At 58.0% G+C, this 25,809-nt stretch carries 23 protein-coding genes and 1 tRNA gene; 9 read left to right on the forward strand and 15 right to left on the reverse strand.

Features of this window, described 5'->3' with window-relative positions:
• Nucleotides 1-16: 16 nt before the first annotated feature.
• Complete coding sequence (locus FY550_RS06085; RefSeq protein ID WP_139148625.1) at nt 17-721, forward strand: CDP-alcohol phosphatidyltransferase family protein; 705 nt, start codon at nt 17-19, stop codon at nt 719-721.
• Nucleotides 722-803: 82 nt separating this feature from the next.
• On the opposite strand, the gene FY550_RS06090 is transcribed toward FY550_RS06085, so the two are convergent.
• A complete protein-coding gene (locus FY550_RS06090; RefSeq protein WP_070976682.1) occupies nt 804-1,292 on the reverse strand; it encodes an FKBP-type peptidyl-prolyl cis-trans isomerase in 489 nt (162 codons plus the stop codon).
• 256 nt (nt 1,293-1,548) lie between these two features.
• On the opposite strand from FY550_RS06090, the gene FY550_RS06095 reads away from it, so the two are divergent.
• On the forward strand, nt 1,549-1,824 hold the full coding sequence (locus FY550_RS06095) for a hypothetical protein (RefSeq protein WP_070976686.1): 276 nt from the start codon (nt 1,549-1,551) through the stop codon (nt 1,822-1,824).
• A gap of 123 nt (nt 1,825-1,947) precedes the next feature.
• On the opposite strand, the gene putP is transcribed toward FY550_RS06095, so the two are convergent.
• From putP to FY550_RS06150, 11 genes are all read right to left on the reverse strand, one after another.
• The gene (gene putP / locus FY550_RS06100) at nt 1,948-3,435 is read right to left on the reverse strand and encodes a sodium/proline symporter PutP (protein ID WP_149054422.1); all 1,488 of its coding nucleotides are present in this window, start codon (nt 3,433-3,435) and stop codon (nt 1,948-1,950) included.
• An 85-nt stretch (nt 3,436-3,520) separates the two neighbouring features.
• Nucleotides 3,521-6,712 carry a bifunctional proline dehydrogenase/L-glutamate gamma-semialdehyde dehydrogenase PutA gene (putA, locus tag FY550_RS06105; protein ID WP_149054423.1) on the reverse strand — a complete coding sequence of 1,064 codons (3,192 nt, stop codon included), beginning with the start codon at nt 6,710-6,712 and terminating at the stop codon, nt 3,521-3,523.
• A gap of 228 nt (nt 6,713-6,940) precedes the next feature.
• Nucleotides 6,941-7,708 (reverse strand): AraC family transcriptional regulator, encoded by a 768-nt coding sequence (locus tag FY550_RS06110; RefSeq protein WP_233350281.1) that lies wholly within the window; start codon nt 7,706-7,708, stop codon nt 6,941-6,943.
• 122 nt (nt 7,709-7,830) lie between these two features.
• Nucleotides 7,831-9,411 carry a TerC family protein gene (locus FY550_RS06115; RefSeq protein ID WP_199287860.1) on the reverse strand — a complete coding sequence of 527 codons (1,581 nt, stop codon included), beginning with the start codon at nt 9,409-9,411 and terminating at the stop codon, nt 7,831-7,833.
• Nucleotides 9,412-9,612: 201 nt separating this feature from the next.
• Nucleotides 9,613-11,127: a tripartite tricarboxylate transporter permease gene (locus FY550_RS06120; RefSeq protein WP_070976692.1), complete on the reverse strand. Its 1,515-nt coding sequence runs from the start codon at nt 11,125-11,127 to the stop codon at nt 9,613-9,615.
• Nucleotides 11,127-11,573, reverse strand: coding sequence for a tripartite tricarboxylate transporter TctB family protein (locus tag FY550_RS06125; RefSeq protein WP_070976695.1), 447 nt, complete (start codon nt 11,571-11,573; stop codon nt 11,127-11,129). Before FY550_RS06125 ends, FY550_RS06120 begins: the two co-directional genes overlap by 1 nt.
• Nucleotides 11,570-12,571: a Bug family tripartite tricarboxylate transporter substrate binding protein gene (locus FY550_RS06130; protein WP_407657381.1), complete on the reverse strand. Its 1,002-nt coding sequence runs from the start codon at nt 12,569-12,571 to the stop codon at nt 11,570-11,572. Before FY550_RS06130 ends, FY550_RS06125 begins: the two co-directional genes overlap by 4 nt.
• A 438-nt stretch (nt 12,572-13,009) precedes the next feature.
• Nucleotides 13,010-13,085: transfer RNA gene (locus FY550_RS06135), tRNA-Gly, on the reverse strand.
• 233 nt (nt 13,086-13,318) lie between these two features.
• Nucleotides 13,319-14,143 carry a manganese catalase family protein gene (locus FY550_RS06140; protein ID WP_070976701.1) on the reverse strand — a complete coding sequence of 275 codons (825 nt, stop codon included), beginning with the start codon at nt 14,141-14,143 and terminating at the stop codon, nt 13,319-13,321.
• Between the two features lie 884 nt (nt 14,144-15,027).
• A complete protein-coding gene (locus tag FY550_RS06145) occupies nt 15,028-15,777 on the reverse strand; it encodes a glutathione peroxidase (RefSeq protein ID WP_070976707.1) in 750 nt (249 codons plus the stop codon).
• 262 nt (nt 15,778-16,039) lie between these two features.
• A complete protein-coding gene (locus FY550_RS06150; protein ID WP_139148626.1) occupies nt 16,040-16,495 on the reverse strand; it encodes a DUF6314 family protein in 456 nt (151 codons plus the stop codon).
• Nucleotides 16,496-16,555: 60 nt separating this feature from the next.
• On the opposite strand from FY550_RS06150, the gene FY550_RS06155 reads away from it, so the two are divergent.
• The gene (locus FY550_RS06155) at nt 16,556-17,446 is read left to right on the forward strand and encodes a carboxylate/amino acid/amine transporter (RefSeq protein ID WP_070976714.1); all 891 of its coding nucleotides are present in this window, start codon (nt 16,556-16,558) and stop codon (nt 17,444-17,446) included.
• A 7-nt stretch (nt 17,447-17,453) separates the two neighbouring features.
• Here FY550_RS06155 and FY550_RS06160 read toward each other — a convergent pair whose 3' ends face one another.
• Nucleotides 17,454-18,470 (reverse strand): DUF1853 family protein, encoded by a 1,017-nt coding sequence (locus FY550_RS06160; protein WP_070976717.1) that lies wholly within the window; start codon nt 18,468-18,470, stop codon nt 17,454-17,456.
• A 95-nt stretch (nt 18,471-18,565) separates the two neighbouring features.
• Here FY550_RS06160 and FY550_RS06165 point away from each other — a divergent pair, with 95 nt between their 5' ends.
• The 5 genes from FY550_RS06165 to FY550_RS06185 all read left to right on the forward strand — a co-directional run bounded on the left by FY550_RS06165 (nt 18,566) and on the right by FY550_RS06185 (nt 22,613).
• Nucleotides 18,566-19,447 carry an NAD(+) kinase gene (locus FY550_RS06165; RefSeq protein ID WP_070976720.1) on the forward strand — a complete coding sequence of 294 codons (882 nt, stop codon included), beginning with the start codon at nt 18,566-18,568 and terminating at the stop codon, nt 19,445-19,447.
• Nucleotides 19,448-19,466: 19 nt separating this feature from the next.
• The gene (locus FY550_RS06170; protein WP_070976724.1) at nt 19,467-20,480 is read left to right on the forward strand and encodes a metallophosphoesterase; all 1,014 of its coding nucleotides are present in this window, start codon (nt 19,467-19,469) and stop codon (nt 20,478-20,480) included.
• A gap of 124 nt (nt 20,481-20,604) precedes the next feature.
• The gene (locus tag FY550_RS06175) at nt 20,605-21,447 is read left to right on the forward strand and encodes a rhomboid family intramembrane serine protease (protein WP_070976728.1); all 843 of its coding nucleotides are present in this window, start codon (nt 20,605-20,607) and stop codon (nt 21,445-21,447) included.
• Nucleotides 21,448-21,472: 25 nt separating this feature from the next.
• A complete protein-coding gene (locus FY550_RS06180; RefSeq protein ID WP_070976732.1) occupies nt 21,473-21,739 on the forward strand; it encodes a YeaC family protein in 267 nt (88 codons plus the stop codon).
• Nucleotide 21,740: 1 nt separating this feature from the next.
• Nucleotides 21,741-22,613 (forward strand): DUF2797 domain-containing protein, encoded by an 873-nt coding sequence (locus FY550_RS06185; protein ID WP_233350282.1) that lies wholly within the window; start codon nt 21,741-21,743, stop codon nt 22,611-22,613.
• A 47-nt stretch (nt 22,614-22,660) separates the two neighbouring features.
• Here the strand turns inward: FY550_RS06185 and FY550_RS06190 are convergent, their stop codons facing one another.
• The gene (locus FY550_RS06190; RefSeq protein ID WP_070977317.1) at nt 22,661-24,151 is read right to left on the reverse strand and encodes a RimK family protein; all 1,491 of its coding nucleotides are present in this window, start codon (nt 24,149-24,151) and stop codon (nt 22,661-22,663) included.
• Nucleotides 24,152-24,321: 170 nt separating this feature from the next.
• Between FY550_RS06190 and FY550_RS06195 the strand changes: the two genes are divergently transcribed.
• On the forward strand, nt 24,322-24,819 hold the full coding sequence (locus tag FY550_RS06195) for a GNAT family N-acetyltransferase (protein WP_070976735.1): 498 nt from the start codon (nt 24,322-24,324) through the stop codon (nt 24,817-24,819).
• 25 nt (nt 24,820-24,844) lie between these two features.
• On the opposite strand, the gene FY550_RS06200 is transcribed toward FY550_RS06195, so the two are convergent.
• Entirely contained in the window at nt 24,845-25,726 is an 882-nt protein-coding gene (locus FY550_RS06200) for a DMT family transporter (protein WP_233350283.1), read from the reverse strand.
• Nucleotides 25,727-25,809 lie beyond the last annotated feature (83 nt).

Here is a 25,809-nt window from a genome sequence, read left to right on the forward strand (position 1 = left end):
TGTTACCGAGGTGCTGATGCTCGATCGCTGGCTAAGACGTGCTACCCAACCGCCACTTCGCTGGCTGGCGCGGCATTCGATCTACTGGCGGGTGACACCGCTGGGTGCTTCATTGACAGGGCTTGCACTGGCGGTCTTCGTCATGGTCATGCTGGTGCTGAATTATTACATGGCAGCACTGGCTGGATTGCTGCTGAACCGTTTCTTTGATGGACTTGATGGCGCGCTGGCACGTGCCATGGGTGAGGACGAGACCGCGGGGCGTTTCCTTGATACCTGTCTCGATTCACTGTATCGCGTGTTGTTTCTGATCGGTTTTGCGTTGGCAGATCCTTCCCGCAATACATTGCCAGCGCTGATTCTGATGGCGACCAGCGGGGTGCTGGACATGGGCATTGCCCAGTTCGAGGCCCAGACCGGGCAGCGGCGAGGCGTGCTACGTCACGCTCACTGGTCGTTGCGCCTGCTGGACATGATTACGCATGCTACCCCGCGCCTGCTGATACTGGTAGCGGCCTGCGTCTGGCCCGAGCGCTTTCCCGTGATTGTCTTGAGCTATGCAGGTATTCAGGGACCATTGATGCTGGCGCGGGTCATACTGGGTTATCGATGGCTCAGTCGGCAGGATCGCAAGCGTCAGCTTGATCGGGCCAGGCGCGTCAGGGTAGTGGCATCCCTGAAAGAGGGGGACTCCGGTTTTACAGTACCGCCATGGAGATAAGAGGCGGGAAGCGGTATAGCATTCAGGGAACATGAAAAAGGCGACCCTCGGGTCGCCTTTTTCGCAACAGCAGGCAGAACAATCAGTGCTGCTGTTCGCCTTCGCCTTCGCCATGCACATGGCCGTGCTCGACTTCTTCGGCGCTGGCTTCACGCACTTCCTGGACGTTGACGTCAAAGTTGAGCGTTTCGCCGGCCAGAGGATGGTTGCCATCAACAGTGACAGTGTCACCTTCAACCTTGGTGACGGTGACCAGCAGCGGGCCGCCTTCGGTCTGCGCCTGGAACTGCATACCAGGCTGAATGTCTTCGACACCCTGGAAGGCATCGCGCGGGACGTCCTGAACCAGAGAAGGCTGAACTTCACCATAGCCTTCCGAAGGCTCGACGCGCGCCTTGACCTGATCACCGCTGTTGTGGCCGGCAAGTTCCTTTTCGAGGCCGGGGATGATGTTGCCCGAACCATGAAGGTAGGTCAGCGGTTCACGACCTTCGGAGCTGTCCAGAACCTCTCCGGCGTCGTTCGTCAGCGTGTAATGAAAAGCGACGACTGTGTTGTCGGCGATTTGCATGGTTAAGCCCCTGAGTCGTTGGTAAGGGTTTTGGGTGTTCACGGCGCATATCGGGAGGCATATCGGCGAAATGAAGCCTCCCTGCGTCACGTTACCTTATTAGGTGGCACCTCATGACGGGATTTCAACCCGGGGCAGGTGAATTTTCCGCATTTCGGTACTCCGATGGTCGGTTGCATTCGTGCAGCCGCAAGGCCAACCCGCTAAAATGCTCCACGGTATTGTCATCGCTGCAAAATGTTCGGAGATTTCGAGAATGCTGACCCTGATCTGGCTGGTAGTGTTTGTCGTGGTGGCTGTTGCAGTCTGGGCGGACTGGAACAGCATGTTTTCAGGACCGCTGAGCCGACTTCTGCCAGAGGCTCTTCAGATCGACGAATATGATCGCTATGTCTGGAGTGTGGCGCTGGGGATTGTGATTGCGACCCTGGCAGTCAATCCGATCTCGACACTGATCACTCTGATCCTGCTGGCGATCATCGCTTTTCTGGTGCGCGCGCTGCTTCGCTTTGCGATGAAATTCGTGCACTGATCGCTGCCATTTTCGTGTCGGTCCTGGCAGGTCGACAGCTACTGTAAAAAAACCCCGCGTCGTTCATCGACGCGGGGTTTTTGCTGGAAGAGGCATTTGCCCACCTGGAGCGGGACGATGGATTCAGCCCTGCTGTTGCTTGCCTACCTCATCAAAGTGTTGCTGCACCTGGGCAGAAGGCTCGCCGGTCAGCAGGCTGACGACCCAGATGGAGATGTAGGAGAACACTACGCCCGGCACGATCTCGTAGAGATCGAACAGACCACCGGACAGCTGTGCCCAGACCACAACGGTGACACCGCCAACCACGATACCGGCCAGCGCCCCCCAACGGTTCATGCGTCTCCAGAATAGTGCCATTACAAGAGCCGGGCCGAAGGCTGCCCCGAAACCTGCCCAGGCGTAGGACACCAGATCGAGCACGCTGGAGTTCGGGTTGAGGGCAAACAGATAGGCGATGATGGCAATCCCGACGACCGACAGGCGGCCCACCCAGACCAGTTCCTTTTGTGAGGCATTCTTGCGGAAGATGGCCTTGTAAAAGTCATCGGCCAGCGCAGAGGAGGACACCAGCAGCTGGGAGTCGGCGGTCGACATGACGGCGGCGAGAATGGCAGCCAGCAAGACGCCTGCTATCACCGGATGAAAGATGGCGTTGACCATGATCATGAAGATCTTTTCGCTATCCCCCAGGTCGCGCGGGATATATACCAGTCCCAGCAGGCCGATGGCCACGGCACAGAACAGTCCCAGCGCTGACCAGATGACGGCAATGCGACGGGCGACCGGAATATCGCGGTCACTGCGAATGGCGGCAAAGCGCGCCAGGATATGAGGCTGACCGAAGTAGCCCAGCCCCCAGGCCAGCGAACTGATGATGCCGATCAGGGTAAGCTTGTCCCCTGTCGAGGCGTCGCGGAACCACTCGAGCAATTGTGGATTCTCGGCCGTGATGCGCGAGGCCGCAACACCCACACCGCCCATATCGAACAGGGCGATGACCGGTACGATCAGCAGGGCCGCTGCCATCATCAACCCCTGGATCAGGTCGGTCCAGGAAACCGCCAGGAAGCCGCCGAAGAAGGTATAGGAAATGATGGCAATGGTGCCGACGGTGACTGCCACAGTGTAGTCGAGGCCGAAAACGGTATTGAACAGTTTGCCGCCGGCGACCAGCCCCGAACTGGTGTAGAACAGGAAGAACAGCAGAATGAAGACGGCTGAAATGACGCGCAGCAGGTGGGAGTGGTCCTCGAAGCGATGCTCGAAGAATTCCGGCAGGGTAAGCGAATCATTGGCAATGAAACTGTAGATACGCAGTCGTCGAGCCGTGATCAGCCAGTTCAGCCAGGTACCGGCCAGCAGCCCGATCCCGATCCAGGCCGCGGAGAGTCCGCTGACGTAGGCAGCCCCCGGCAGACCCAGCAACAGCCAGCCCGACATATCCGAGGCCCCGGCAGAAATGGCCGATGTCCAGGGGCCCAGCGAGCGCCCGCCGAGAATGTAGTCCGAGAGATCCGAGGTGCGGCGATAGGCATAGAGCCCGATACCCAGCATCAACAGCAGGTAAAGGGCAAAGGTGATGCCGATGAGAATATTGTTTTCGACCATTGTCGTTCCTTGCCATTGTTGTAACGCATGAAGTGATGTCGGGCATCACTCTGCGATCGACGGAATGCGGAGGGCCATACCCTCCCTAGTCGTCACCCAGCGCCAGCAGCGAGGCATTGCCTCCCAGCGCTGCCGTGTTGATGGTCCGGGCCTTTTCGGTGGCAAAGCGCAACAGATAGTGCGGTCCGCCGGCCTTGGGACCGGTACCCGAGAAGCCCTGTCCTCCAAAGGGTTGTACACCGACTACGGCGCCGATGATGTTGCGGTTGACGTACACGTTGCCGACCCGAATACGGCGAGCAACATGATTGGAGAAGGTTTCGTTGCGGCTATGGACCCCGAAGGTCAGACCATAGCCACGGTCGTTGATAGTATCGATAACGTCATCGATCTCGCTGGACTTGAATGTTGCCACATGCAGGATGGGGCCGAACTGTTCCGCCTCCAGTGCATCAATACCATCAATACGGAAGGCGGTCGGGGCAATGAAGGTCCCCTTTGCCGCGATCTCGGGCGTGACAGGGGCTTCGGCCAGCAGACGTCCCTCCTCGCGCAGGCGATCGATATGCGCCTGCAGACCGGCACGTGCTTCTTCATCGATCACCGGCCCGACATCAGTGGCCAGCTGTGTAGGGTCACCGATTGCCAGTTCAGCCATGGCACCACGCAGCGTTTCAATGATGCGATCAGCGATGTCCTCCTGCACGTAGAGCACGCGCAACGCACTACAACGCTGACCGGCACTCTGATAACTCGAGGCCACTACGTCGGCTACCACCTGTTCCGGCAGGGCCGTGGAATCCACGATCATGGCATTCAGCCCCCCGGTCTCGGCGATCAGGGTGGGCAAGGGGGCATTATCACGTTCGGCCAGCGACCGATTGATCAGCCGGGCGGTATCGGTCGAGCCGGTGAAAGCAACGCCGGTAATGCGCGAATCGCCGGAGAGTACGGCACCAACCGTGGGACCATCGCCGGGCAGCAGTTGGACGACATCACGAGGCATGCCGGCTTCATGCAACAGCGCCACTACCCGGTGGGCAATCAGTGAGGTCTGTTCAGCCGGTTTGGCAAGGACGGTATTGCCAGCCACGGCTGCTGCCACTGTCTGACCGCAGAAAATGGCGATCGGGAAATTCCAGGGACTGATGGTGGCAAAGACGCCCTTGCCGGAGAGCATCAGTTCATTGGATTCGCCGGTGGGGCCGGGGAGTCGTGTGGCTGTACCGAAGAGCTCACGGGCATGCGCGGCATAATAACGGCAGAAGTCGACGGCCTCGCGTACCTCGGCGACACCATCGGTCAGCAGTTTGCCACCTTCCATGCAGCACAGGGCCATTAGCTCGGCCATGTTTGCTTCCAACGCATCAGCGAAGCGTTCAAGAATGGCTGAACGCTCCTCGACCGGCGTGGCATCCCAGCGAGGAAAGGCCTGGCGGGCCACGGCAATGGCCTCACGGGTCTGCTCGGCGCTGGTCCAGCGCACCTCTCCCACGAGTCGATCACGGTCCCAGGGGCACATCACCCGATGTAGTGGTGTATCGTCATCGTCGAGAGTGAAGCCGACCAGCGGGGCAGCCTGATAGCGCCGCTCCAGGAAGGGTGCCATGGCTTCCTTGAGGGGCTGAAACTGGCTGTGGATGTTCAGATTGACCCCTTTCGAGTTGCTCCTTTTCTCTCCATAGAGTTCGCTCGGCAACGGGATCCGGGTGTTGTAGTAGTGGTCCACTTCGGCCAGCGACTGTAGCGGATGTACGCACAGCGATTCGACGGGAACACGTGGATCCACCAGCTGGTGTACGAACGAGGAGTTGGCGCCATTTTCCAATAGACGCCGCACGAGGTAAGGCAGCAGATCCTTGTGCGCACCAACAGGGGCATAGATACGACACCATGTTCCCGCGGGCGCACGTTTCAGGGCTGCCTCATAGAGGGCTTCGCCCATGCCGTGCAGGCGCTGAAACTCGAACGGGCGCTGTTGTTCACCCACCAGATCCAGGATGGTCGAAATGGTGTGGGCATTGTGGGTAGCGAACTGTGGAAAGATACGATCGGCAGCATTATCGGACAGCAGATATTTCGCACATGCCAGATAGGCGACATCGGTACAGGCCTTGCGGGTATAGACGGGATAGCCATCCACGCCGAGCACCTGGGACTCCTTGATTTCGCTATCCCAGTAAGCCCCCTTGACCAGTCGCACAGGGATAATATCACCCTGATTGGCAGAGACTCGGGTCAGCCAGTGCAGCACAGGCATGGCGCGCTTGGAGTAGGCCTGCACCACCAGTCCGAAACGGCCCCAGCCGCGGCAGGCGTCACTCTCGTAGACGGCACGGAACACCTCCAGCGACAGCTCCAGCCGATCGACTTCCTCGGCGTCGATGGTCAGGGCAACATTCAGTTCACGTGCCATGGAGGCCAGCTGGCGCACGCTATCGACAAGTTCTTCGAGTACCTGAGTGCGCCGGCCGAACTCATAGCGTGGATGCAGAGCCGATAGCTTGATTGAAATCGACGGCGCCGGGGTCCGTTCGGAGAGCTTGCGACTGACACTGCCTACCGAGCGGATGGCATTGGCGTAATCCTCGAAGTAGCGTTTGGCATCCTGACGGGTCAGCGCCGCTTCCCCGAGCATGTCGTAGGAATAGGTATAGCCCTTGTCGAATAGCGGCTTCGAGCGCTTGAGGGCCTCGTCGATGGTGCGCCCCAGTACGAACTGGCGGCCCATGATCTTCATTGCCTGACGCATTGCCTGCCGGATCACCGGCTCACCCATGCGATTGACCATGCGGTTGATGAAGCCGGCCGGCCGGCCATCGCGCGGATGGTCGAGTGTAATGACCCGTCCGGTGGTCAGAAGCCCCCAGGTGGAAGCATTGACCAGCCAGGAGTCGCTCTGACCGGCATACTTCTCCCAGTCCGCTACGCCAAGCCGATCCTCGATCAGCGCATCGGCGGTTTCGGAGTCCGGCACGCGCAACAGGGCTTCGGCCAGACACATCAGCATCAACCCTTCATGGGTATCGAGGCTGTACTGGGTCAGCAATTCATCAATCGAATCGACGGCACTGTCCATCGCACGGACATCGCGTACCAGTTCGGCCGTACTGTCGCCGATACGGCGGAAATCAGCCTCGCTGGTATCAAGCAGCGCTGCCAGTTCACGGACCCAGTCATCCTCGCTGACAATGTAATGATCACTGATGCGCTTGAACTGAGTGGCGAGATCCTGCTGCCAGGTGTTGGGATCGAGTATTTGTTCGGCTTTCAGCATGGCAACTTCCCTTGTGCAGCACCGCTTCACTCGTCGATGCGTCTCATAATGGCGCTCATCGACGAAAGATGCGGTTGGCAAATAGCCTGGGCGGGGGTGCGTCACTACGACGCATCCGGAATTCGGGTAGTTTCGACTCTAGTGTGTTCAGGGCATCATCGTCTTGTCGATTTCCCGGTCAGCATTGTCGAATCATCGGATAATGAACCGACGCACCGTCATGGGGGCTCAGTGTCGACGTGTGCCGCGCAGGGACCCCGGAGACTGGGCAAAGTGACGCCGAAAGGCGTGAGAGAGCGCGCTCTGATTGGCGAAACCGGTGCGCTCGGCGATGGTGACAAGCGGCAGGGTGGTTTCCTGCAATAGTTCACGCGCTGCCGCCAGACGCTTGCGCAATATGTAGCGATAGGGTGGCAGGCCGGTGTGGTCGCGAAACAGCTCGGTAAAATGGGCAGTACTCAGACAGGCTCTGCGCGCCAGATCTTCCACTTTCAGGGGCTCGGACAGATGCCGTTCGATCCACTCGTCGAGGTCACCGATATCCAGTCTCGGACGCGGTCCGGGAGCGCGATGGTCAAGACGCCGGCTGAGTGAAGCCAGCAGGGTCGTCGTCAGCAGATTATGATCGCCGGTCGTGGCTGAGCTCATCTCTCCGAGCATGAATTGCAAATAAAGACAGAGCGTGTCATCGATTGCGAAATAACGGGGAGACTCGAATAATCGACGATGATGACGATGTGCGCCATTGAGTGCAGGAACTTCATCTGGCAAGTCGATGATGAGCTGACTGTTATCGCCGATGCCGCGGTAGTAGTGCTCGCGATCGGCCGGCACGATACAGCCGGTACGTTCATTGATACGGCCGCGTGCGCCGGCGATATCAAACTCCGCTTCGCCGGATAGACCGATCACAACCTGGCGATGAGCGTGAGCGTGATGCTGGCCTGTGGTCGCCAGCGGTGCAAGCCGAATGGCGCTACCGGAGGTGGACATCATTGCAATACCTGCATGAAACGGCTATTGGCAAGGCCGGCATGTAACCGGCGTTACCAAAATACCGCGATGTTAGATGCAGGGAAAGTCATTGACGTGCAGGTTGATCCTTTTTCAGCCCGCACTCATTCCTCTTCGGCCTGACGATAGAGCCGTACCCGTTTTACCCGATGGCGCTCAACATCCCGTACTTCGATCAACCATGGCGGTACACTGACCCGGGCGCCTGGCTGAGGCAGGCTTTCCAGTCGATCAACGACCAATCCGGCCAGACTGGTATAGTCGCGTCCCAGCGGTAGCGGATCCGGCAGTTGCTGGTTGATATCGACAATATCCTCACTGGCATCAGCCTCGAAACAGCGCTCGCTGACACGATAAACGCGCTGGTCAGCTTCGCTGCCACCGGGCATTTCGCCGGCAATATCCTCGAGGATATCCAGCATGGTCACAATGCCTTCCAGCGTGCCGAATTCATCCACTACAAAGGCAAGTCTTTCGCCACTGCGCTGGAATTGCTGCAAAGCCTCAACGACCGAGACGTTTTCCAGCAATACCAGCGGTTGTTCCAGAACGGCTGCTACATCCAGGGCTTCTCCGGCCAGTGAGGCATCGAGCAGGCGACGCTTCTGGACGATACCCAAAGGCGCATCCCGAGCGCCATCGCGAATGACCACCAGGCTGGCATGTGGGCTATCGCGCAGATGCCCGATTTGCTGGTCGACGTCATTGGAAAGATCGATGCAGTCAATATCACGCCGCAAGGTCATGATGGCTTCGATCGGTTTATCGGCCAGTGACAGCACCCCACGCACCATATGCTGTTCGGTGACATCGAACAGCGCCAGAGCCTCGTCATGATGTGCAGTGTCACTGCTCTCTTCGCGATAACGGGTCAGGTTCGGTTCATCGCTGCTCAGCAGTCGCATTATGGCTTCGGCCGTACGTGCCCGGCGTGATCCATAACGGCTTCGGGGTTGTCTGCTTTTTCGCTGGCGTAATGCCTGGAGCAGCTCGATGAGTATGGCAAAGCCAATAGCGGCATAGAGATACCCCTTGGGAATGTGGAGGCCGAGCCCTTCGGCCACCAGGCTGAAACCGATCATCAGCAAGAGCCCGAGGCAGAGCAGAATGACGGTTGGATGGGCCGCTACAAAGCGCGTCAGGGGACGACTGGCTATCAGCATCAGCGTCATGGCGACGACCACTGCGATCATCATGACCATAAGATGATCGACCGTACCGACGGCGGTGATAATCGAATCGATCGAAAAGACGGCATCCAGCACTACGATCTGGGCGACAACGGTGGAAAATGCTGAACAGGCTCGCGACTGTCCTTCGTTGTCGGAGGCATCGGCGTCGACATGCTCATGAAGTTCGCTGGTTGCCTTGTAGATAAGGAAGAAACCACCCCCCAGCAGGATCAGATCTCGGCCATTGAAGGTATGGCCAAACAGGGTGACCAGTGGCTGGGTCAGACCCATGAGCCAGGAGAGGCAGAGCAGCAGTATCAGGCGCATGATCAGCGCCAGTGACAGCCCGGTTATTCGTGCGCGGTCGCGCAGTGCCGGTGGCAGCTTGTCGGCAAGAATGGCGATGAAAACCAGGTTATCGATACCCAGTACGATTTCAATGATGATCAGGGTCAGCAGGCCAGCCCAGGCAGAGGGGTCAAGCAACCAGGCCAGATCGAACCAGTGGGTCATGAAAGAGAACTCCTGCAGGCCGATGACCTATGGCGCTCGCAGGCAAGGGAAGGCATTCGGGATCGACAACAACTGTCGTCGCTGGGGGAGCTCAAAACATATTCCTCATGACACCATGAAAGCCGTAGTTTAGGTCCGCTGATGGGGAAAATGAAACCACGCCCGCAAGGGGCGTGGCAGTTTTCAGCTATCGAGAGGCTTTCAGTTGCGGTTGCGTTTGGCGGCCATGCTCCGGCGCAACATCGGACCGAGCAGATAGGGGAGGATCAGCCCAAGGATGGCGATTGCCCAGATGGTGATGGACAAGGGTGTGGACCACAGTACTGACCAGTCACCGTCGGAAAGGCTCAGGGCATGGCGCAGATTTTTTTCCATCTCCGGCCCCAATAGCAGGCCCAGAATGACGGGGACCAGTGGGATCTCCAGCTTGCGCAGCAGATAGCCCAGCACGCCGAAGGCAATCATGAAGTAAAGATCAAAGGTTGAATGGCTGATCGAATAGATCCCCACGATGGCAACCAGCGTGACCAGGGGCATCAGAAACTTCGGCGGTACCGACAGGATTTTGACGAACACACCGACAAGAGGGATGTTCAGCAGCAGTAACAGCAGATTACCGACCAGCAGTGCTGCAATGACACCCCAGACGATTTCGGCATGCTGCTGAAACATCAGCGGGCCCGGTGTAATATTCAGCGACACCAGCATTGCCAATAACACGGCTGTGGTACCACTACCGGGAATCCCGAGGGTCAGCATCGGGACCAGTGCTCCATTGGCTGCCCCGTTGTTGCCTGATTCCGGTGCTGCAACACCGCGCGGATCACCCTCACCAAAACGGTTTTTGCTGCCGAGAATGCGTTTCTCCACCGTATAGCTCAAAAAGCTGCCCAGTGAGGCGCCGGCGCCCGGCAGGACACCTGCCACAAAACCGACGCCGCCGCTGCGAAGGCTGGTCGGAATAATGGCCACGATTTCCCGCCAGCGTAGCTTGAGCCGATTCATTTTGACGCTACTGTCACCGTCTCCGGCACGCCGCTCGATGAAAAACAAAAGCTCGGATACGGCAAACAGTCCGACGATGGCAATGATGAAATCGATGCCTTCATAGAGTTCCAGAATGCCGAAGGTAAAGCGCTGACTGCCGGTGGAGATATCGATTCCGATGGTGGACATCATCAGGCCCAGCGCTGCAGCCATCAGGGTTTTCATGGGATTCTTGCCGGTGATGCCGCCAAGTGTGGCGAAGGCCAGTACGAACAGCGCGAAATATTCGGCGGGACCGAAGGTCAGTGCAAAACGGGCCAGTAACGGTGCCAGCAGAATCAATCCGATACAGGCAATCAGGCTGCCAATGAAGGAGGCGACGGCAGAAATTGCCAGCGCTTCAGCGGCCTTGCCCTGCTGCGCCATCGGATAACCATCCAGGCAGGTCATCATGGCCGGCTCATCGCCCGGGATGTTGAGCAGGATCGAGGAGATTCGACCGCCATACATGGCCCCGGCATAAACAGCGGTCAGCATGATCAGGGCTGATTCCGGTGGCAGACCGAGTGTAAAGGCCAGCGGAATCAGAATGGCGACGCCATTGGCCGGGCCGAGCCCGGGCAGGGCCCCGATCAGTGTGCCGAGAAAGCAGCCGATCAGTGCCAGCAGCAGATTCATCGGGGTCAGGGCCACCCCGAAGCCGGCCATCAGTGCATTAAGGGTCTCCATCAGTGAAACTCCAGCAATCCGGCAGGCAGGGTCAGTTCAAGACCGAAGTTGAAAGCAATATACCCGATGACCGCGCCACCCAGTCCTACCAGAAAGGCAGGCAGCGGACGGGCACCCATGCGCCAGCAGAGAATACCTACCGCCAGAGTGGTGGCAATCGGGAAACCGATCGGCTCCAGCGCCAGGGTGTAGGCGATCAGTACCAGCACCGCAACGAGCATCTCGCCCAGCGTACGCCCCAGGGGCCAGGCGTTATCCGGATCGGGCCGGAGCATCAGATAAAGGCTGGTCAATCCCAGCACTACGGCCAGCAGGGTCGGGAAGGTAGAGGGGCCCACCGGGCCGCCTCCACCAAAAGGCACCGGGATCTGCTGCGCCTGCCAGCCGTAGGCGACGGCCAGCAGAAGCATCAGTACCCCAAGGATGCGATCGTTCAGAAAGCTCATTGCACCAGCCCGATCTCTTTGGAAAGTTGCTGGAGATCATTGATCTGCTGGCGAACGTATTCATCAAAGGCCTTGCCGGACTTGTGGAAGGGCATCAGGCCATTCTGCTTCATGACTTTCTTCCACTCGTCGCTGGCGTAGACCTTGTCAAAGGTATTCACCCACCACTGATAGGCTTCATCGGAAATACCTTTTGGTAGATAGAAACCGCGCCAGTTGGGAGCCACTTCATCAATGCCCTGTTCCTTCGCTGTTGGCAGGTTGTCCAGTGGTGCGGGCAAGCGCTGGTCGGCAAGAACAGCCAGGACCTTCAGATCACCTGAGTCGATAAAGCCCTTGGATTCGGAAATATCACCCGTAAAGGCATCGATATGGCCACCGATGACCTGAGTGATGGCTTCGCCGCCATTGTTGTAGGAGAGATACTTGATCTTGCGCAGTTGATCCACGCCGGCTTTTTGGGCCGTCTGCAGGACCTTGAGGTGATCCCAGCCCCCGGTAGCGCTGCCGCCGGCAAATGAAACGCTGCCGGGTTTCTTCTTCAGTGCGTCCATCAGCTCGGGCAGGGAGTCATAGGGTGAATCCTTGCCGACTGCGATGATGCCATAGTCGGCGCCCAGCGCTGCAGCCCAGCGCACCATGTCGGCGCTCATGCCAGGGAATTGCTTCTGTGCCAGACGGGTGGTGGTGGCTGTACTGGCGGCTACGATCAGCTGATCATCATCACGCCGTTTGCTGACGGTATGGGCATAGGCCACACCACCCCCCGCACCAGCCATGTTGGTGGTCTGAACACTCGCTGGTACGAGATCAAGTTGCTCAAGCAGGCGCCCGACACTGCGGCAGGTAAAGTCCCAGCCACCGCCAGGATCCGACGGGGCAATACAATCCACCTTGCCCGAAGGCTGAAAGGCAAGTGCACTGGAAGCGCCAATGGCCAGCGTTGCAGCAGCCAGCCAGCCCAGCGCGCGGCCCATGAAGCGTGATGTGTTGGACATGAGAGTCAACCCTTGCTGTCGATCAAAGAGATCCTTTTCAGCGCGCATGGTTGTAAAAATTGACGCTGAAAAATGTCGGTCCGGATGAGAATCGACCAGCGTTGTTGTTCGGGTCAATCAATGCGTGACAGGTTGCGACTAAAGTGCAATGCAGCAGAAACGGTTAGTGAAAATGCTTTTATATCAAAAGCTTGCAATATTGTAAGGTTTTGGAGGGGAGATCACTGCCGGCAATGTAGCCCTGCTTTCAGACAGATGTGAAGTGTCGGTGATTACTCAAATGTCGCTGAAACATTCCATCGCAAATGTATGGCGCTTTTGCTGAGATAGACCCTCGGCTAAAGAGGAGAGAGACCCGTTGTAATGACACTGTTCGCCTGTATCGGAAAGTACCGATAGGGCTGACAGAGTACAAGGCAATATACAGGAAGGGGAAAATGGAGCGGGCAACGAGGCTCGAACTCGCGACCCTCAGCTTGGGAAGCTGATGCTCTACCAACTGAGCTATGCCCGCCCGGCCGGATAAAATGGCCTGCAAACAGCAATGTAGAGGAGTGGGCCTGACAGGTCAATCGCCATTGGCTTCTTCGAAGCAGTCGTGTCTGTTGTAAGTCGGTCGTATTCTGCTGCTATGACCAGGGGGGCGGAGAGTCGCCTGCGTGCAGACCCGGGCAATATCACGTTATGCGCTGCTACGCCCGTGGCCCGGCGCATGACGCCGGGCCCTTCTCCTGATTGACCGACATTTTACATTTGCTGTTCCTGGGCGCCGGAACCGGGTCGGGCCTTGCCCAGTGATGGTTCCTGCCCTTTCGGTTCGGGCTTCTGACGGGCCGAGAATTCGCCACGGCCATCCAGCGAGGGCCCCTGACTCCAGCGCCCCTGCGGTGCCTCCTTGTCCATCAGAGTATTCAGATAGTAATAGGAGTGCTCGGTAGCCTCGTGCTCGGTTGGGGTCGAGTTTGGAATCGGCAGATTTTCTTCCAGTCCGCCCAGCTCCTCGATCACGGCCAACCACTGCTGCTGATGGTAGGTATCACGAGCAATAAGGAAGGAAAGAAAATCCTTCATGCCCTTGTCGTCGGTCCAGTTATAGAGTCGGGAAGCCAGCACGCGGCCACTGGATTCGGCTGCGACGTTAGCGTTCATATCGGCAGCAATATTGCCCGTGGCATAGACATGACTCATGTCGAAAGGCACGCCATTGGCGTTGACCGGCAGTGCTGCGAGCCCCGACGAAAGCAGGTGGCGCGGGTTGGCACCGCCCAGGATGGCGTTCATGACCGGATCCTTTGCCGTGGCTTCCTGATAGGAGAGCGGCGCGCCTTCCAGGTTGAGTGCGACGGCATGACCCAGCATCTCGATATGGGAGAGTTCCTCGGTTGCCGTCGACATCAGCATGTCGCGGATCCGATCATCACCGCGGGCGCCCATGGCCTGAAAGAAATACTGCATGGCAACACGGATCTCTCCTTCAATCCCGCCGATGGCCTGCTGGAGCAGCATGGCGAACTGGGGATTGGGCTCATCGACTCGAACCGGGTATTGCAGGTGAGAGGAATGATGAAACATGAGACAGCCTCCTTGCGTGTCGCATTTTCGAATAGACGTTCATGACATGTTGAACCCCAGCCATTCGGGTAGGCCTGACTGTGTTCAACACTACTGAAGCTAGTGGCTGACCAGTTTTTTACTAATAATCCAGATCAAGCCGGGCTGTTTTTTTTCATGAGGCGGCGACCCGTGGTTGCTCCGGGATATGAAATCACTGCCGCTGATATGAAAGAAGCGATGATGGCTGGTGACTCTCCTGCAGGCATTGGCTTCATCGGCAGAATTTTCATGAACTGCGGTTACAAGCTGCTTCCATGCGTTTTTCATAATGGCGTATCAGTCTGTCCCCCTCGGTATCAGGATGATCAGGGTCGTGACGAGATCCTGACCAGAGTCTGTAAAGGCGGGGGAGTACGACCAATGGTAAGGTCAGGCCTAATAAAATCGTCAGTAAATGCATGATTATTAGAGGCGTTATATTCGGAAATTTACAGGAACAGTGTTGCTGAAGGGTAATGGTGTTCGACAGTGCGCACCTTTAACCACGATCAACCCGTCATACTGTTTTTACAGGGCGGGGCAAATAAGCGAGACGAAATACCTGTCAGCGCTTCGGGCCCGATGCCCCGACAGATCGCACAAGCTGAATTTATAAAATTTGTAACTTCCGGGAGAAAAAACGGATCAGTGCTGTCATAGCTGACAGATGCTTTTTCTTCAGTCGCGAAGAAATGTGTCTGGCTTACTGTTCCTTTCGACCGCCACCACGCGTGGCGGTTTTTTTTATGTCTGATGGTTCTTCTCGACCAGGCATGAAAAAGGGCAGTGCCATGGCACTGCCCCTTGATCACTCAGCGAGCGTCGCGCTGATTATTGTGCTGCCCGCAGGGCAGTAATTGCGATCAGGCGGTCGCTTTCTCGCCAAAGTATTCGGCAACTTCTTCAGCGCCACCGATATGCTTGCCGTCGATCCAAACCTGGGGGACCGTGGCGTTACCGGTCATGGCGCGTACCGAGCGCGTGGTGATGTCGCGATTGCCAATGGAGATATCTTCATAGGCAATGTGATGATCGACCAGCATCTGCTTGGCACGTGCGCAATAGGGGCAGCCTGGCTTGGAGAAGACCGTAGCGAAGCTTGGCCGGCCGGCGCTGGGATTGAGATAGTCCAGCATGGTATCGGCATCGGAAACTTCGAAGGGGTCGCCCGGCTTCTGCGGCTCGATGAACATCTTTTCGATGCGACCATTTCGAACCAGCATGGAGTAGCGCCAGCTGCGGCGACCAAAGCCCAGGTCGGACTTGTCGACCAGCATCCCCATGCCTTCAGTGAATTCGCCATTGCCGTCTGCAATCAGCGTCAGATGGCTGGCTTCCTGATGTTCGCCCCAGGCTTCCATAACAAAGGGATCGTTGACGGAAAGGCAGACAATTTCATCCACGCCATTGGCAAACAGCTTGTCGGCCAGTTCATTGTAGCGAGGCAGGTGGGTCGAAGAGCAGGTCGGTGTATAGGCCCCGGGCAGGGCAAACACGACAACAGTACGGTTGGCAAAGATGTCCTTGCTCTCAACATCAATCAGCTGACCGTTCCGCCGCTGTTTGAAAGTTACCTGTGGGACTTCCTGACCTTCGCGATTGTTCAATTCCATGCTCGTCTCCTGTCTCGATTCTCTTTACGCCATCTGTGGCGTCCTTCATGAACGACTTTAGTCTAAGACCACTCGCTCTGGTCCTGAATTAGATTGGCTCAAACAACGTGATTGTTTTTACTAATGACCACCGATAGTCATGAATAATCATATCGAGTTCTTTTATTGGCAAGGCAAATGTCATATGTGGCCCATGGGCCCTCGTTGTGGAGACGTACCGACCGCTTTACAAGGTTGAGCCTCTAAACCAGGGAAAATCTGTTCAGTTGCGATGGGTGTAGTAGCGGTAATGAAGATGTTCGTTCTTGACCGGGCCGATGATGGTCCACTCCATCTCAAGACCGTACTCGTCGTGCTTCAGGCAGGCATGATAGCTGTCTTTACCGCAAGGATGAGGGTGGGCACTGATCAGGCCACTGCTGTGTTCATCGTGGATGAGGTCAAACAGCCATACCGCTTCCTCTATACCTCGACGTTCGTGATGCAGTGAAAGCCGGTCCTCCAGGAAGGTCCAGCGATAGACATTATTAAAGGGAATGGCACGTCCGGCCGTCTCATCGGCCGTGAATCTTCCTTGCTCATGAAAGCGCAGGATGATTTCGCCGGACGGGGTCTGGGTGGACTCGACGTCTACCTTGCCCTGACCGCGACCTGCCCAGCCACTGTGCGACCCCGGCCCCGGGCGAGAGTGAAACTCCATGCTGGCGATGGTTCGCATCAGCGATTCAATTACCTTAAAATCTGTTAACTTCATAATCTTCTCGGAGTTGACTGTCACATGGCCCTGCTTGTCGGCGTCACGATCCTGTGGTCCTTCTCATTCAGCCTGATTGGTGTTTATCTTGCCGGCCAGGTAGACAGCTATTTTGCCGTACTGACTCGGGTCACGCTGGCCTGTTTGCTGTTTCTGCCCATGTTGCGTCCGCGCAGGGTGCCGGTCTCCATCCGATGGGCCCTGATGGGCATTGGCGCCATTCAGCTGGGGCTGATGTATATCAGCTATTACTACTCCTTTGTACTGTTGAGCGTGCCTGAAATCCTGCTCTTTACCATTTTTACACCGATCTATATCGCGTTGATTGATGACCTGTTGGCTGGCCGGTTCAGGCCCTTTTATCTGGTGACAGCAGGGCTGGCGGTACTGGGTGCTGCCGTTATTCGCTATCAGGGCATCAGCGATGATTACTGGTTCGGTTTCGCCATGGTTCAGGGGGCGAATCTCTGTTTTGCCATCGGTCAGGTCGGTTACCGTCGCCTTATGCTACGGACTCAACTGGACGTCCCTGCAGTGAATCTCTTTGGCTGGTTCTATATCGGTGCCTTGCTGCTGGTACTGCCCGCCTGGCTGATATGGGGAGATGCATCACGCCCGGCGACTACACCACTGCAGTGGGGCGTCCTGCTCTGGCTGGGCCTGGTGGCTTCCGGGCTGGGTTATTTTCTCTGGAATGAAGGAGCGCGTCGGGTAGATGCCGGCACCCTGGCGATCATGAATAATGCGCTGATTCCGGCGGGTTTGCTGGTCAATCTGGTGATCTGGGATCATGATGCTGATCTGCTCCGAATCGGCGTAGGGGGCGCAATCATGCTGGCTTCACTGGTCTTCAATCGATGGTGGCAGCGTCGCTATCCGGGCACTGCGAAACAAGAGGCCAATGCCATCGGTTGAAGCAGACTCAGCGCGGCCACGGGGAGAGCTGCACTCTCCGGCGCCGAGGGCCTGGCGAGCGCCGTGGGGGGAGCGGTATCTGCAGAGGCCAGGCGTCATCGACCAGCATAACGCGAAGCTGTGGCAATTGATCACTGCAGACGACCAACTGTACGGGCAATCCGCGCTCCTGCTGGCGCTGTCGCAACTCCGGTAACAGCGATTCCGGAAACAGCAGGGTCTCGCGGGGTGGCAGCGCCAGCCAGTGTGGGCGCTGCAGTTGTGCGGCACCGGTGAGCTGCAGGGTATCAATGAAATGAAACCAGTCGCGCCAGTGCAGCCAGATACCGGCCGGATGATCGGGATGAGCGCCTTCCGGTGCCGGCATGCCGGTCAGTGTCGGCAAATGGCTGGCACCATTCACGGCATCCAGTCCACTGCGCCATGGGTAGAACAGTACTCCCTTGAGTGCCATGCGACAGCGTAACGGTGGAGCGCCGAATTCCTTCAGCACTTCACGCGACGCTGCTTTCTGCCCCAGTCGGGTCTGATGCGTCAGCAGATGCAGATGTTTCAGAGCCAGACTGTCGGGGCCGCTGGTACCGATCCAGCGCGATTGAGCGGTTGACGTACCGGGGCCTTCGGGTAGTCCGAGATAGAATTTGATGGCCGCTTCCATATGCACTGGAGTGGCCTGCTCGTAGTCATCGTAGAGCAGATCAAATTCGCCGACGGTGCGCTGATCGCAGATGACTCGCAGATTGTGTGCCAACAGATGGGTGGCGGGCGCGCGATCCAGGATGATTTGCCAGAGTCGTTCCACATGCGTACCCAACCGGATCGGCTGGCCAGTACCGACATATTGCTCAAGCGTTGCGATTTCCTGCGCCAGCGTGTTGAGCCAGTAGCGATACAGGGATGTGTCTCCCAGTCCCAGCGTTGTACGGTCTGGTGCGCCCGGTAGACGACTCTGAAGCAGTGGAGGTGTCTCGATCAGCCAGGCCAGGTCGCGCAGCAGCGGATGCCTGATAGTCTCGGCGCTCATTGACCCTGATCCGGTAAAGGTAAGCGGTTTCGGCATTTGCCGGTATATCGTCGCGCCCGCATAATGCGGCTCCAAGCATGAGCCTGGATAAGCACATGGAGCAATTCAAACATATCGGTTTGATTGGCCGTTTGGGTAGCGACCATGTGGTCGAGACATTGAATCGGCTGATCGATTTTCTTGAAGTGCGCGGTTGTCGACTCAGTATCGAGGCTCGGCTGGCTGACGCATTGCACCATTGCCATGTGGCCCGCGCGACCCGCGAGGAAATGGGCGCGCAGTGTGATCTGGTCATCGTGATCGGTGGTGATGGCAGTCTGCTGGGTGCTGCGAGGGCGCTCTGCTACAGCAATACTCCGGTATTGGGCATCAATCGAGGGCGATTGGGTTTTCTGACCGATATCTCGCCTCACGAACTGGAAGCCCGAGTCACCGAGGTGCTCGAGGGCCATTATGAAACGGAGTACCGTTTTCTGCTGCAGGCCTCGCTTTATCGCAATGGCGAACTGATCGGTTCAGCCTGTGGTCTCAATGATGTGGTGCTGCATCCGGCAGCAGCCGTTCGAATGATCGAGTTCGAGCTCTTCATCGATGAGCAGTTCGTCTATAGCCAGCGTTCCGATGGTCTCATCGTGGCGACGCCGACAGGTTCCACGGCTTATGCGCTCTCGGGAGGCGGACCTATCCTTCATCCGCAAATGGAGGCCATCGTGCTTGTTCCGATGTTCCCCCATACCCTGTCGAGCCGGCCGATCGTGGTTGACTCCGGCAGCCGCATCGCTGTGCGGGTAATTCAGGGGGCCGATGTCGAATTACAGATCAGTTGTGATGGCCATATGCGCATGGTGGTTCAGCCTGACGACGTGCTGCGGATCGAACGCAAGCCGGAACAGCTGCGTCTTGTTCATCCGCCCGGTCACAGTTTCTTCGAAGCCTGCCGAAGTAAGCTTGGGTGGAGCAGTCGGCTTCACGACTGAATAGAGCTGAAAGGGGAGTATGGTTTCGTTCATACAGGCAGAACAGTGTGAGGGGTTCGACCTGATCGGCGATATCCATGGTTGTGGAACTACGCTGATCGCACTGCTGGAAAAACTCGGCTATCGACATGAGCAGGGAAGCTATCGTCACCCTCGGCGAGTCGCCATTTTTCTGGGCGATCTGATTGATCGTGGGCCGACCATACGCCTGGCGCTTCAGGTAGTACGTCGTATGGTGGATGCCGGGGCGGCTCGGGTTGTGATGGGCAATCACGAAGTACATGCACTCAGGCACTGTCTTGATGACAGCGGTCGGGTCGTTACGCCGCGTGAACCGCACAATGCCCGAATACTGCATGAGACTCTTCAGCAGTTCAGTGGATGCCCACGGGAATGGGCGGATTATCTGCACTGGTTCCTGCGTATGCCCCTGTGTCTGGAGTACGACGGCTGCCGTGTGGTTCATGCCTGCTGGGATGAGTCGCTGCTTCGACCCTTTCTACAGCGTTATCCGGATGGTCGAATCGATCAGCATTTTCTGGCAGCCGCGCGGCAGGTCGGATCCTTCGAACAGCGTACGCTTGATCGTGTGACGCGCGGCGTCCATTTGCCCTTGCCACAAGGGCGAGCGATTCGCTCGGCCGATGGTAGTATTCGACATACCTTTCGTGCCCATTTCTGGGCCATTGATCCGATCACCTATGGGGATGTCGTGTTTCAACCCGATCCGCTACCACGTGATCTGGAAGCACGAGCACTGGGCGAGTATGAACGCCAGCGGCTGGTACACTATGGTCCTGACGAGCGCCCGCTGTTCATCGGGCACTATTGGTGCGAGGGTATTCCGGCCCTGCCAGCAGCCAATATTGCCTGTCTGGATTACAGTGCGGTCCGGTGTGGTCGTCTGGTGGCCTATCGTTTTGATGGACATGCTGCGCTCAGTGCCGACCGCCTTGTCTGGCTCTCGCCAGGAGATGAAATTTCGGAGTTGGAAAAAAATTCGGATATTCGAAGTTCTGCCGGGAACTTTTGAATTCGGCCGTCGTCAGAGTAAGTGTTCCCTTGAATGATCCCTTGCTCTTGCCCGGCGGCCCTCTCCGCCGGGCATTTTTTATGAGGGCAGGTATGCTGCCCCTCGGAGCAGAGCAGGAGTAGGCATGCCGACGATGCTGCGCTTTTCCCATGACCAGGACATTACCCCTTTACGCCAGGCACTGTGGGCGCATCGCATCACGCATCACTATGATTGTGATGATCAGGAGCAGCGAATCTGGCTGATGGACGATACCCATGTGACCCGAGCGCATGAGCTGGTTGAGCGCTGGCAACGAGGCGAGTCGCTGACACCGAGCGAGCCGGTAACCGTGCAGTCGAACGGCCTGCTGGCCGCGTTGCGTTCAGCGCCGCTGGTAGCCCTGACGCTATTGACGTGTTGCGGTATCTTCCTGGCTTTCTGGCTGATCGGTGACCGCGTGCTGAGCGGACTGACGATCGCACCGGTTACCGTTGTCGGCAATCAGCTACAGGCCGGTACGCTCGGCACAGCACTGGCCGGGGGGCAGTTCTGGCGCCTTGTTACACCGGCGCTGTTGCATTTCAGCTGGATGCATCTGATCTTCAACATGCTGTGGCTCTGGTATTTCGGGCGGCAGGTCGAGCGAATCGAAGGCCTCGGTCGAACTTCGGTGCTATTGCTGGTTGCCGCCGTGGCATCCAATCTGGCGCAGTATGCCACTGGTACGGTGCTTTTCGGCGGCATGTCCGGCGTGGATTACGCACTGCTGGGATTTGTCTGGCTGAGCGCGCGCCGTACGCCCGAGCGCGGTTACCAGATTCCTCAGGCCCTGATGGTCTTCATGCTGATCTGGCTGGTGATTACCATGACCGATATTACTGCCCGTCTGGGATTCGGACATGTTGCCAACGAGGCACATCTGGGCGGGCTGTTATGTGGACTGGTGATCGCCTGGCTGACGACACAGCGGCGCCAACAGTCATAAATCTCTTTGATCAGGATTTCTCTTCATGAGTGAAATGACCTTCGACGGCATGGTCGAGCGCATGAGTCCCGATATCTACGCCAGCCTCAGACAAGCCGTGGAAAGGCGTAAATGGCCCGATGGACGAATGCTCACCGAGCAACAGCTTGAGCTCTGCCTGGAAGCGGTGATCAAGTACGAACATCATCATGCGATGCCGGCAGAGGAACGCCTCGGCCATATTGAGCGTGACGGCTGCGCCAGCGATCGGGAAGGCAATGCCGAGGGCGAGCGCCTGAAGTGGGTCAACTGAATTGAGTAGCCCCTGCCACGTTGAAGTACGTGGTGTGTTACAGCGCCTGCTGATCGAACCCGACCTGCCGGCGCGATATACCCTGCAGCTGGGCGAGCATGCCGTGGCACTCAATGCCGCGCAGGGCGAAATGCTGACGCTTTACCCTACTGGCAGACGCTTCTGTCTGCACTGCGCGCGCCCCTCGTCAACCCTGGTGGGAGGCGGTTACTGCAATGACTGCTTTCAACGGCTGGCGCGCTGTGACAGCTGCATCGTACGTCCGGAAACCTGCCACTATCATCTCGGGACCTGCCGCGAACCGCGATGGGGAGAGCAGCACTGTTTTACTCCCCATGTGGTTTATCTTGCCAATACCTCCGGCCTCAAGGTGGGCATCACTCGCACGGAGCGCTTGCCGAGGCGCTGGCTGGAGCAGGGCGCCATTCAGGCTCTGCCGATACTTGATGTTGAATCGCGTCGCCAGGCAGGTCTGATCGAAACCCTGCTGCGCCAGCGCATCAGCGATCGCACGGCCTGGCAGCGCATGTTGCGAGGTCCTGTGCCATGGGTGGATCTGCCGGCCTGGCATGACCGATTGCTGAGCACATTCAGTGATGAATTAACGGCACTGCGCCAACGCTTTGGTACATCGGCCATTCGGGCTCGTGACAAGGCAACGGTCGCCTGCTTCGACTATCCGCTACCCACCGAGCCGACCCGGCTGGTAGCACTGAATATCGCGGAGCAATCGCATATTGCGGGCCGGCTGATGGGCATGAAGGGGCAATATCTGATGCTGGATACCGGTGTCATCAATCTGCGTCGTTATGGTGGCCACGAGTTTGAGCTGTCGATCACCTCACCCGAGCGTCAGCAACTGGGGCTTTTTTGAAACGGCAGCCAGAGGCCGGCACGGACGAGGCCGTGTCGGCCAGGCCCTCAGGAGGCTTCGCGTGGCCGATGAGGGCGCTCCATGCGCTCCAGGAAGCAGTCCATGACGCGGCCATACAGTTCGCGCCCCAGCATTACATCCTCGACGCCGGCGTCGAGATTGGGGTTATCGTTGACTTCGATGACCACGACTCGCTCGCCGGCCTGCTTGATATCCACGCCATAGAGTCCGTTACCGATCAGGCGCGTCGCCCGCAGGGCTGCGCGTATGACCTTTTCCGGTACCTCGGTGGGATCTACGGTATCAAAACCGCCGCTGCGGACCCGTCCATGGCTGTGATCGTAGATTTGCCAGTGCCCGCGCGCCATGAAATAGCGGCTGGCAAACAGCACTCGACCATCGAGAATGCCGATGCGCCAATCGTACTCTGTGGGCATCCACTCCTGTAGCAGCAGCAGGGCAGAGTCCTCGAAAAGCCGTTTGGCCTCGGTTTCGAGCTGCTGAGGAGAATCGATACGCACCACACCGCGGGAGAAGGCGCCATCGGGAATCTTGAGCACCTGCGGCCAGCTTAGTGTCGCGGCCAGGTCACGCAGGCGTTTCGGGTCGCCGCGATAGAGCAGATGCCCCTGCGGTGCGGGAATCCCCCTGGCGTGTAACAGCGCATGCAGATAAACCTTGTTGGTGCAGCGCAGAATCGACTGGGGATCATCAATGACTACCAGCCCCTCATGCTCGGCACGTCGTGCCATGCGCCAGGTATGATGATCGAGCCGGGTGGTCTCGCGAATGAAAAGGCCATCAAAGGCCGCCAGGCGGCCCTCGTCGCGACGGGTAATCAGACTGACATCGATGCCTCGTTCACGACCGGCACGAATGAACTGTTTGATGGCGCTGCGATTGCTGGGGGGCAGGCTCTCCTTCGGATCCACCAGCATTGCCAGATCAAAGCGATAACGGCGCCGAGCTGCGGGGGTTCGCCATACCTTGCGGCTATGCAGATTAAGCGCGCTGGCGAAGCGATCTTCCTCACCCTCTTCCAGTGCTGACAACGGCAGGGGTTTCAAACGCGACAGTTGCCAGCGATCACCACGTCGGCTCAGGCGGGCCTCCATCATTGGACAGGGCAACCGCTCGAACAGTCGTCGGCCCAGACGGTCGAGTCCTTCATCGCCGGTGCGTCCGAAGAAAATGCGTAGTCGCATTGCCTCGCCGGTCAGTGTGCCTCGGCGAGCCAGTTCGGCCATCAGCTCGTCGAGCCCGGCAAGTTCAAGGTCGATCAGGGCCTTGCGTGACAGTTGATTGAGTGTTTCTACGCCGGGCTGAACCCGCTGACCACGGGCTTCAGCCAGTAATGAGACATAGTAACCGGTGCCCAGATAGTCGAGGCCATTGCACAGGTTGATGACATGGGTAGCATCATCGGGTCGGGCAGCCGCTTCGAGCGCGAGGTAGTCGTCGGCGGTGATCAGATCGTCACTGGGGTAATAGGGTCGCCAATCGGCGAGTCGATCGACCACGATGCGAAGACGGGACATGAGGCCTCTCTGACAGGTGAGCTTGGACCTCACTAACATCGGCTCTCCCGACGATGGCGTCAACCGGTACATCTCTTCTGTGCCACCGTTTTCCCGCATGATAGCGTTGGTCATCCATTCATCAGCCAGGCTGGTGAGTGCCCATTCAATCACGCAATGGAGTGCGGGACATGACGCTCCTGCTCAGGTCGGCAGAAGCCGGAGATCTAAAGGCTCTGTGGTGTCTGGAAAGAGCCTGTTTTGAACATGATGGGTTCAGTCGTCGTCAATTGGCACATCTGCTCAGGCGGGCCAATGCCCGCACGCTGGTATTGCTTGATCCAGCCGGTACGCCCTGTGGGTACGGTACGCTGCTGTTTCGCCGCAACAGTCGTATTGTGCGGTTGTATTCCTTCTGCATCCATCCCGCCCAACGAGGAGGTGGTCATGGTCGGCGCATGCTGACAGCGCTTGAGGAGCTGGCGAAGGAAGCTGGCGGAGAGCAGTTGCAGCTGGAGGTGCGTGCGGACAATCGTGCCGCCATCGCACTTTATCGTCGCATGGGTTACCGCGCTCTGGGGTGGCTGGACAGCTATTACGAGGATGGGTGTGGTGGCTGGAAGATGAGCCGGCGCCTGCAGACGCCGGAGGGCGTTGAGTCAGTCGAGCCGACTTCGGCCTCCATCTGAAGGAGGCCGTACCCAACAGGATGACTCACTGCCACATGACGCAGATCGCTCCGAGCACGATCAGTACCAGTCCGAGCTGATCGCGTTGGGTCACCGGTTCGCGGAACCAGAAGTGCGCAATCAATAAAGTGACCAGCACCTCTACCTGGCCGAGCGTCTTGACCAGTGCCACGTCCTGCAGACTCATTGCGGTAAACCAGCCGATCGAGGCCCCCAGACTGGTGAGACTGACGCGGCTGCTATCCAGTGGCCGGCGCCAGAGCGTGGCAAGCGTGGGACGGTCGCGCCATATCAGCCAGCCAACCAGTGTCACCCATTGCACGCCGATGGTCAGGGTGAGCACCCATCCGGCGGCATGCAGGAAGGGGAGATCCGGCTGTAGCTGGCTCGCCTCCCGCACCCATAGCGAGGTCAGCGCGAAGCACAGGCCGCTGGCGAGGCCTGTCAGCAGAGGCCGTAATGAGGCTTCGCCCGGCACCGTACCGCGCATCAGCCACAGGGCAATGGCGCCAATGGTAACGCCGCACCAGCCCAATGGCTGGATAGTGGCTCCGAAAATGAGTACGCCGAGAATGGCGGCAAGCAGCGCTTCGCTTTTGGCCAGGCCCACGCCGGCAGCATAATTACGCTGTTGAAAGAGACTGACCATCAGGGCCGTGGCGGCAATCTGGCTGAGGGCAGCAGCTATCACGGTGAGCATGAATAGCGGCGAGAGAGTGGGCAGTGGTGCTGGCCAGAGCCGATACAGCATGAAGACGTAAAGAATCGACACGGGCCAGGCCCAGAAGAATCGGGCCAGGGTCACGCCAGTGATTGAAACATGCTGGCTCAGATGTTTCTGAAAGGCATTGCGCCATGCCTGCATGCAGGCTGCCAGCAGCGTCAGGGGTATCCAGATATCAAACAAGCGAAACGTCCCGGAAGGATATTGGGTGGCAGCGCAGGCAGTCGATTGAGCCGAGCATACGCCCGCCGATACTAAAGTACGAA

Source organism: Kushneria phosphatilytica, from assembly GCF_008247605.1.
Classification (GTDB): Bacteria; Pseudomonadota; Gammaproteobacteria; order Pseudomonadales; family Halomonadaceae; genus Kushneria; species Kushneria phosphatilytica.

Bases quoted from the DNA above. Each gene is read 5' to 3' on its own strand.
- FY550_RS06085 (WP_139148625.1), top strand. From the start codon at position 17: ATGCTCGATCGCTGGCTAAGACGTGCTACCCAACCGCCACTTCGCTGG.
- FY550_RS06090 (WP_070976682.1), bottom strand. From the start codon at position 1,292: ATGCAAATCGCCGACAACACAGTCGTCGCTTTTCATTACACGCTGACG.
- FY550_RS06095 (WP_070976686.1), top strand. From the start codon at position 1,549: ATGCTGACCCTGATCTGGCTGGTAGTGTTTGTCGTGGTGGCTGTTGCA.
- putP (WP_149054422.1), bottom strand. From the start codon at position 3,435: ATGGTCGAAAACAATATTCTCATCGGCATCACCTTTGCCCTTTACCTG.
- putA (WP_149054423.1), bottom strand. From the start codon at position 6,712: ATGCTGAAAGCCGAACAAATACTCGATCCCAACACCTGGCAGCAGGAT.
- FY550_RS06110 (WP_233350281.1), bottom strand. From the start codon at position 7,708: ATGATGTCCACCTCCGGTAGCGCCATTCGGCTTGCACCGCTGGCGACC.
- FY550_RS06115 (WP_199287860.1), bottom strand. From the start codon at position 9,411: ATGACCCACTGGTTCGATCTGGCCTGGTTGCTTGACCCCTCTGCCTGG.
- FY550_RS06120 (WP_070976692.1), bottom strand. From the start codon at position 11,127: ATGGAGACCCTTAATGCACTGATGGCCGGCTTCGGGGTGGCCCTGACC.
- FY550_RS06125 (WP_070976695.1), bottom strand. From the start codon at position 11,573: ATGAGCTTTCTGAACGATCGCATCCTTGGGGTACTGATGCTTCTGCTG.
- FY550_RS06130 (WP_407657381.1), bottom strand. From the start codon at position 12,571: ATGTCCAACACATCACGCTTCATGGGCCGCGCGCTGGGCTGGCTGGCT.
- FY550_RS06140 (WP_070976701.1), bottom strand. From the start codon at position 14,143: ATGTTTCATCATTCCTCTCACCTGCAATACCCGGTTCGAGTCGATGAG.
- FY550_RS06145 (WP_070976707.1), bottom strand. From the start codon at position 15,777: ATGGAATTGAACAATCGCGAAGGTCAGGAAGTCCCACAGGTAACTTTC.
- FY550_RS06150 (WP_139148626.1), bottom strand. From the start codon at position 16,495: ATGCGAACCATCGCCAGCATGGAGTTTCACTCTCGCCCGGGGCCGGGG.
- FY550_RS06155 (WP_070976714.1), top strand. From the start codon at position 16,556: ATGGCCCTGCTTGTCGGCGTCACGATCCTGTGGTCCTTCTCATTCAGC.
- FY550_RS06160 (WP_070976717.1), bottom strand. From the start codon at position 18,470: ATGAGCGCCGAGACTATCAGGCATCCGCTGCTGCGCGACCTGGCCTGG.
- FY550_RS06165 (WP_070976720.1), top strand. From the start codon at position 18,566: ATGGAGCAATTCAAACATATCGGTTTGATTGGCCGTTTGGGTAGCGAC.
- FY550_RS06170 (WP_070976724.1), top strand. From the start codon at position 19,467: ATGGTTTCGTTCATACAGGCAGAACAGTGTGAGGGGTTCGACCTGATC.
- FY550_RS06175 (WP_070976728.1), top strand. From the start codon at position 20,605: ATGCCGACGATGCTGCGCTTTTCCCATGACCAGGACATTACCCCTTTA.
- FY550_RS06180 (WP_070976732.1), top strand. From the start codon at position 21,473: ATGAGTGAAATGACCTTCGACGGCATGGTCGAGCGCATGAGTCCCGAT.
- FY550_RS06190 (WP_070977317.1), bottom strand. From the start codon at position 24,151: ATGTCCCGTCTTCGCATCGTGGTCGATCGACTCGCCGATTGGCGACCC.
- FY550_RS06195 (WP_070976735.1), top strand. From the start codon at position 24,322: ATGACGCTCCTGCTCAGGTCGGCAGAAGCCGGAGATCTAAAGGCTCTG.